Source organism: Microcystis sp. M49636_WE2, assembly GCF_030065375.1.
Classification (GTDB): Bacteria; Cyanobacteriota; Cyanobacteriia; order Cyanobacteriales; family Microcystaceae; genus Microcystis; species Microcystis aeruginosa_C.
Genome location: NZ_JASJFG010000771.1, coordinates 1 through 7419 on the forward strand (window position 1 = coordinate 1; position 7419 = coordinate 7419).

6 protein-coding genes and 1 pseudogene are annotated in these 7419 nt (G+C 43.7%); 4 read left to right on the forward strand and 3 right to left on the reverse strand.

The features are described from left to right. Positions 1 to 664, forward strand: a pseudogene (locus tag PX484_RS17670) (hypothetical protein); the annotation flags it as partial. Here PX484_RS17670 and PX484_RS17675 read toward each other — a convergent pair. Beyond that, positions 658 to 1560 carry a DMT family transporter gene (locus PX484_RS17675; protein ID WP_287666944.1) on the reverse strand — a complete coding sequence of 301 codons (903 nt, stop codon included), beginning with the start codon at positions 1558 to 1560 and terminating at the stop codon, positions 658 to 660. The pseudogene PX484_RS17670 and the gene PX484_RS17675 overlap by 7 nt on opposite strands. A 159-nt stretch (positions 1561 to 1719) precedes the next feature. Here PX484_RS17675 and PX484_RS17680 point away from each other — a divergent pair, with 159 nt between their 5' ends. Together PX484_RS17680 and gshA are read left to right on the forward strand one after the other, a co-directional pair. Continuing rightward, complete coding sequence (locus PX484_RS17680) at positions 1720 to 2112, forward strand: pre-16S rRNA-processing nuclease YqgF (RefSeq protein ID WP_287744842.1); 393 nt, start codon at positions 1720 to 1722, stop codon at positions 2110 to 2112. 39 nt (positions 2113 to 2151) lie between these two features. Then, a complete protein-coding gene (gene gshA, locus PX484_RS17685; protein WP_288104954.1) occupies positions 2152 to 3306 on the forward strand; it encodes a glutamate--cysteine ligase in 1155 nt (384 codons plus the stop codon). 4 nt (positions 3307 to 3310) lie between these two features. On the opposite strand, the gene PX484_RS17690 is transcribed toward gshA, so the two are convergent. Then, on the reverse strand, positions 3311 to 3598 hold the full coding sequence (locus PX484_RS17690) for a YggT family protein (RefSeq protein ID WP_288104956.1): 288 nt from the start codon (positions 3596 to 3598) through the stop codon (positions 3311 to 3313). A 273-nt stretch (positions 3599 to 3871) separates the two neighbouring features. Between PX484_RS17690 and fumC the strand changes: the two genes are divergently transcribed. Beyond that, positions 3872 to 5275 carry a class II fumarate hydratase gene (gene fumC / locus PX484_RS17695; protein WP_287767134.1) on the forward strand — a complete coding sequence of 468 codons (1404 nt, stop codon included), beginning with the start codon at positions 3872 to 3874 and terminating at the stop codon, positions 5273 to 5275. A gap of 120 nt (positions 5276 to 5395) precedes the next feature. On the opposite strand, the gene PX484_RS17700 is transcribed toward fumC, so the two are convergent. Next, a partial coding sequence (locus PX484_RS17700) for a WD40/YVTN/BNR-like repeat-containing protein (protein ID WP_288104958.1) occupies positions 5396 to 7419 on the reverse strand: 2024 nt, incomplete at its 5' end.

The following is a 7419-nucleotide window of genomic DNA, read 5'->3' on the forward strand; positions in this document are numbered from 1 at the left end:
AAGACCCGAACAGGCTTTAATTGAATTTACTCGTCTGTTTAACCGTCTGCAATCTGTGCGGTTAACTAACGCTTTCCTGCAATTAGAATTAGATGCTCGGACTCATTTAGCCGACTTAAAACCCATCGCCCAAGTTGCCCCGGAAACCATAGAAATGACCCTACAACAAGAGGGCAATTTTTACATCACCCGTTTGGGGGATTTAATGATAGATGAAGAAAAAATTCTCCTCCTCAATCTCTATATTGACCAAATTCCCCCCGGTACTCACACCATAGCTAAGGTGAAGATTCGCTACGATGATCCCGCTTCCGGTCAAAAAGGGCTAGAAACTGCGACTGTTAGCCTTAATATAACCTCCCAAGCTCTCTATCAATCCCAATTAAACGATCAAGTTCAGAAATCGATTCTGACTTTAGCCAAATATCGTCAAACCCAAATCGCTGAAGAAAAATTAAAACAAGGCGATCGAGCAGCCGCCGCCACCATGCTACAAACCGCGGCCAAAACTGCCCTACAATTGGGAGAAAAAAACGCCGCCACTGTCCTCCAAACTAATGCCACCCGTTTACAGGTGGGAGAAGAATTGAGCGAGGGAGATTTAAAGAAAACCCGCATTATTGCTAAAACAAGACTACAAACCGATGGAGAAACCACTCATTGAAACAAAATCCCAATTCCTAGCAAAGCGATAATCACCCCGAAAATCGCCCGCAAGTTAATCCGATCCCCCATCATGGCTGCGATCGGTAAGACAAATAAAGGACTGGTGGCGGTGAGAGTTTGGGCAATACCCACAGGAGAGAATTTTAGAGCAGTTTGCTGTAACCATATCCCTAAAAACGTACTGCCGAAAGCGGTGATAATAATAATAGCAATCAGACGCAATGACCAGTTAATCGCTGGTGATGATTCCTGACGGCGAAAAAACATCAGAATTAACACTATTCCCGTCCCCGCTAACAGACGAAAAAGGGTACTCTGCAAAGACGACATTCCCGACTCCACCAGTGCCTGACGAGATAAAACCGCCCCCACCGCTTGGGAAATCGCTGCGATTAAAGCCCAGGCAATTCCTCGCCGCCAAGGACGTTGACTATTGATTTCGGGAGTTTTTTCGGAAATAACCCAAGCAACCCCGAAGATGGTCAAAATCATGCCAATATAAGCCGATATTTTCAGGGATTCCCCCAAAAAAGTCGCCGCTAGAATTGCTCCCAAAGGAGGCGAAAGGGTTTCTAACAGTAGGGTTTTTCGCGGTCCCAAATAATTAAGGGCGGTAAAATAGGCCGTGTCACCGATTCCTATACCAATTGCGCCACTTGTCAAGAGTATAAATACCGAACTTTGCTGATTAATATCGCGCCATTGTCCGGAAAGGGGCAGCGTCAGGGCAATTAAAGCGATCGCGACTACTCCTTTCAGAAAATTAAGCAATAAAGGCGGGATTTTCTGGCCTAATAGGCTATAAATCGCCGCAGAAACCGCCCAAAGCGCCGCCGCACTCAAAGCCGCTATCTCTCCCGTTAAATTTTCACCGAGACTAAATCCGTTGAACATTATCATATTTGTCAGGAGACAGTATTAAGAAGACTCCGAGACTCCGAGACTATTTTTATTTATTATCCCCACTTCCCACACCCCACACCCTTGACAATCAAGACAGTTGCTAATTTAGTGATTTAATAAAACCGACCACTGCTGCAGAAGATAAAAACTATGTGTATTCTCGGTTTTGATCCGGGTAAGGATAAATGTGGGATCGCGGTCAGGTCATCGACGGGGAAAATTTATACCCATGAGGTGATATCATCGTCACAAGCGATCGAGCGTTTAGCCAGTCTCTGTCAACAATATCCGATCGAATTATTGGTGATGGGGAACCAAACCACCTCGAAAAGTTGGCGCGAAAAAATTGCCGCTCGTGTTACTATCCCGATTACTCTAGTAGATGAACGCAATAGTACCCTAGAAGCTCGCGATCGCTATTGGCAAATGTTCCCCCCCAAAGGATTACAGAAACTCATCCCCCAGGGTATGCGTCTTCCCGATCGTCCCATTGATGATATAGTGGCGATTCTGCTGATTGAACGTCATTTACAGTCCAAATAATGTCACACTACAAAATAGACACAGCAGGGTGGATTGACGATGCTCCTAAGTAAAGGTTTTGAAGTGGAAATGTATACCGGAACAGCAGCCGGAGAAATTATCGGTTTATCCGATCGCATTGTCAAGGATTTAGATGGTTTTGTCCGGGAACCGGATAGTCGTAACGTAGAATATACTACGGCTCCCATGACTAACTATGACCGTCTTTTATGCGCTACTTTAAAACCTCGTCTGGCTCTACGGCGATATTTGCGTCGTTTAGGCGATTATACCCTCATCCCCGGCAGTACCCTCTCCTTGGGCGATAGTCAACATTTTTATCGCAGCGACCCCCACAATCCCTATCATGACTATATTGAACAGACCTACGGCACTAATGTAGTCACGGCCAGTATTCATATTAACGTCGGTATTAGCGATTATGAGGATTTAATGCGTGCCTGTCGCTTAATTCGCCTAGAAGCTCCTTTATACTTGGCTTTAAGTGCTTCTTCTCCCTTTCTCGACGGTAAAATCACCGGTTCCCATTCCCGTCGTTGGCAAGTTTTCCCCCAAACTCCTGCTTATGTTCCCCTCTTTGAAAGTCATAAACATTTTGTCACCTGGACTGAGGAACAATTAAAACTCGCTACGATGCAGAATGTTCGTCATCTCTGGGTGTCAGTACGTCCTAACGGTAGCAATCGTCCCTATAATCTCAATCGTCTAGAATTGCGAATTTGTGACCTGATTGCTAATCCTATTAGTTTATTAGCAGTTATGGCTTTTTTAGAGGCCCGTTTAACTCAACTTTTACAGGATCCCCAATTAGACCCCTTAATTTTAAGTCAATTACCCAGCAGCAATCGTAGCGACGATTTATTAACTTTAACCCAAGAAAACGAACAGGCTGCCGCGCGTTTTAGTCTTGATGCCACCCTGAGACATTGGTACGATGGTCGAGAAATCTTGGCTAGGGATTGGATTAAAGACCTCTATGTTCAAGTTTATCCGATCGCTAAAGAAAAGGGTTTTAGTTGTTTCCTCTCTCCCTTACAAAAAATCCTCCGCGAAGGTAACACTGCACAACAATGGTTAAAACAATACGACCAAGGTATGGATGTTAAAAGTATTATCAAACAGGCGATTATTACCCTAGAAAAAGAGGAACGAGAGTTAGAACATAAATTATGTCAGCATATTCTAGTTGCGTGAATAATTATTTTAAGGCCATGGTAATTAAACCCTGTTGACCGAGAAGAATTTCCCGCAGCAGCGTACAAATTCCTACCCAAATAATCGGAGAAATATCAACTCCTCCTAAGGGGGGTATGAGTTGACGCACGGGGATTAAAAAAGGTTCCGTGGGCCAGGCAATAATATTAAAGGGAAAGCTATTTAAATCTACCTGTGGATTCCAAGTCAGCACGATCCGTAAGATAAACAAAAGGGTCATCAACCCTAAGATAATTCCCAATGTCCAACCTAATGCGATCGCTGTGTCCATAGTCTCCAATCCCTTCTTTTTTACCGATTATCTTCCCTAAAATATAACAGTTTTTGTCTCATTTAATCATCCTAATCGCCCCAGCACCCTGACAGCTGTTCTTGTCAACCTCCCGGGTAAAAATGCCGCCAGAAAAAGTCCCAATAGGGCTTGACAAACTAGCTAGACTTGACTTATAATTTTCTTATAGTGGGAATCCGTGTCGCCCTGTAACCCCCCTCTTTTCAGTCCAGATAACGACCATCTTTTGCTGACCTCAGAAGTAACTTAAAGATGACAGAATTTCGCATCGAGAAAGACAGCATGGGAGAAATTCGCGTACCTGCCGATAAACTTTGGGGAGCGCAGACCCAAAGATCCCTACAATACTTTAGTATCGGTGATAATCTCATGCCCCGGGAGATGATCGCGTCCTATGCCATTCTCAAAAAAGCCTGTGCAATTGTCAATCAGCAAAAAAATCGTCTCAGTCAGGAGAGAAAAAACCTAATCTGTCAAGTCTGCGATGAAATTTTAGCCGGACAACACGCAGATAACTTTCCCCTCTACGTTTGGATGACGGGAAGTGGCACCCAGTTTAACATGAACATCAACGAAGTCATCTCCAATCGTTGTAGTCAACTGACGGGGAATCCTTTGGGGAGCAAAACCCCGGTTGACCCCAACGATCATGTTAATATGTCCCAATCGACGAATGATTCCTTTCCCTCGGCCATGTATATTGCCGTTGCCTTGGCAGTCAAGGAAAAATTAATTCCCAGTTTGCAACTATTACGGAATAGTCTCGATGAAAAAGCGCAATTATGGGCAAATATAGTTAAAATTGGTCGCACTCACCTACAGGATGCCACCCCCTTAACCCTCGGACAAGAATTCTCCGGTTATGTGGGTTTATTGGATGATGGCAGCGATTGGCTAGAAAAATGTCTAGAAAAAGTCTATCGTTTATCCTTGGGAGGAACAGCAGTCGGTACGGGAATTAATGCTCCCCCAGATTTTGATCGAGATGTGGCTGCCGAAATCGCTAATCTGACCAAATTACCCTTTATTACCGCTCCTAATAAGTTTACCGTGCAAGGTTCCCATGATGCTCTGGTTTTCTTGAGCGGGGGACTGAAAACTATCGCTAGTTCCCTCTATAAAATTGCTAACGATATCCGTTTACTTAGCTGTGGTCCCCGTTGTGGAATCGGAGAATTACAGCTGCCGGAAAATGAACCGGGTTCTTCAATTATGCCTGGGAAAGTTAATCCCACCCAATGCGAAGCTTTATCGATGATAGCGGTGCAGGTGATGGCTAATGATTTAGCGGTGACGATGGGAGGCGCCGGAGGACATCTGGAAATGAATGTCTATAAACCGCTGTTGATTCATAATCTCATGCAGTCTATCCGTTTGCTCACGGATGGTTGCGGTAATTTCTGTCAGTTTTTGGTTCAGGGGATGACTGCTAATCAAAAACAAATTGAGACTTTTTTAAATCAGTCCTTGATGCTGGTGACTGCATTAAGTCCCGCGATTGGCTACCAAAAGGCTGCCTACGTCGCTCATTATGCCCTAGAAAAAGATTTAACTCTGAAAGTGGCAGCCTTACAACTGGGATACATCGAGGAAGCGGATTTTGATCGCATTGTTGACCCCGCTAAGATGGTTAATCCCTACGTTGCCGATGGTTAATTGTCTGAGGGGTTGACTACCGTAAAAATCAGAGGTCGCAGGCAGGCACGGATTCCCATTATATATATAAGTATAAGGCAAGCGGCGGGATTTGTCAAGCCCCGCCGGTGAAAATTTCCGCTAAACTTGGCTAATGATAGCGAAGAAAACAAACAGAAAAACCATAAATGCCCCTGCCATGCGGAAGAAGGATTTAGGAAGATTAATAACTTTCTCCAGTTTCAAGAAACCCACCAGAAAATAAGCGGCGATTGCCAGGAGAATCGGGATAACCACGCGCAAGATTGTACCAAGGGGACTGGAGAAAAATTCACCGATTTTATAGCGGGGTGTATTTTCTTCCGCGTGAGGAGGAATAGTTACACTTGTCCAAGTTTCTCCCCCATCGGTGGAACGAAAAACTGTAGTTTTAGCGCCACCAAAACCGAATAAAGTTTTATCTTGAGCGTAATTAGGAGAAAACTGGACCGAGATCCCAGAGGAAGGGATACTATGAATTTTCACTAGGGGTATTTTAGGATCACCAATTAGCTTAAAATTTTCCCCGCCATCGGTAGATTTAAACAATCCATTTCCCTGTAAACTAACCATTACCGTGCGATCATTAGCATAATCAGGAGAGATAGCAATGGTTTCTACTGATGCCTGCGGATTAAACCCTGGTTTCTCTAATTTTGTCCAACTTTTAGCCCCATCTTTGGTGACAAACAAACCAGAAATTGTCCCAGCAAAAATAGTTCCATCACTGGGATAATTGGGAGACATTGCCAACTGCACATTAGAGCTTTTTGATAGGGGGGTTCCTTGACTGACATTTTTCCAAGTTAGTCCACCATCGACACTTTGATAAATACCCTCTGTTCCCGTGACAAACAAAGTTTTATCCTTAGCAAAATCGGGGGAAGCTACCATGGCAGGGGCATAATTACCGAAAATTCTGCCCACTTCACTGATATTTTTAACCGTATTTCCTCCATCGGTAGAACGAAATATTCTCCCCTGCTGATTGCTGAGAAAAAGAGTTTTATCCTTGGCAAAATCTGGGGAAGGAACTATTCTCGGACCGCGGACTCCTTCATCAATTTCGATAATTTTCCATAAATCACCACCGTTAGAGGATTTGGCAAATCTATTGCGTAAAAACCCAGCAAAAATAGTTCTATCTTGTCCATAGTTAGGAGAAAAGGCAATGTCAAAGAAACGCCGGGGATCTTGCCCTGATTCTTCCGGATCTTTACCAAGTCGATAAACTTCTAAACCGCGATTAATTGGTGTCCAAGTTTCCCCTTTATCCCGACTGATGAAGATATTGCCTACATAATTAGTAATGACGACGGTGGCATCCTCGGCATAATTAGGAGAAACCGCCATGGCGATAACTGTTCCCCGGGCTAAAGTTTCTATTTCCTGCCATTGTTTGCCGCTATCCGTGGTTTTAAATAAGCCATTAAATCCCCCTAAAAACATCGTATCTTGAACTATTTTTAAATCGATAAAGTGGGGAACTTTATAATCATCAGCCTGGGGATCTTTGGTTAAACCCTCGCTCATTTTTGTCCAAGTTTTCCCCCCATCTTGGGAAACATACATTCCGTCATACCAAGTGATGACATAAAGGGTAGAATTTCGGGCATAGTCGGGAGAAATAGCAATGTCTTCGATGATTTTATCTTTAATTCCTTCGTTAACAGCTTGGAAGGTTTTACCATCATCAACGGTTTTAAAAATACCTGCTTCTTTTGTACCGACAAAAAAGGTTTTATCCCTGTCTAGATTAGGAGAAAAAGCAATTGTATCCACTGCCCCCACATTAGCAGGTAAGGGGAGATTCTGCCAAGTTTTCCCCCCATCGGAGGAACTGTATAATTTACCTTCTTCATCCCCGAAAAAAATTCGCCCCGGATTGTTGGGGGTAATAGCTAGAGAGGTTATCAGTGCCGTGGTGGGGAAAATATTTGACCAATTTTTACCGCCATCTTCGGTTAAATAAACCCCTTTTTCTAATCCCACTGCTGCTGCTATATTGGGATCGGAAGGGGCAATTTGTACAAAGTTAATAAAGTTAGTTGCTAAACCCTGATTAACTTTCTGCCAAGATTCCCCCGCATCTTCACTTTTATAAATACCATCGGATCTTGAAGCTA

Coding starts and splice junctions, on each gene's coding strand:
- PX484_RS17675 (WP_287666944.1), bottom strand. CDS start 1,560: ATGTTCAACGGATTTAGTCTCGGTGAAAATTTAACGGGAGAGATAGCG.
- PX484_RS17680 (WP_287744842.1), top strand. CDS start 1,720: ATGTGTATTCTCGGTTTTGATCCGGGTAAGGATAAATGTGGGATCGCG.
- gshA (WP_288104954.1), top strand. CDS start 2,152: ATGCTCCTAAGTAAAGGTTTTGAAGTGGAAATGTATACCGGAACAGCA.
- PX484_RS17690 (WP_288104956.1), bottom strand. CDS start 3,598: ATGGACACAGCGATCGCATTAGGTTGGACATTGGGAATTATCTTAGGG.
- fumC (WP_287767134.1), top strand. CDS start 3,872: ATGACAGAATTTCGCATCGAGAAAGACAGCATGGGAGAAATTCGCGTA.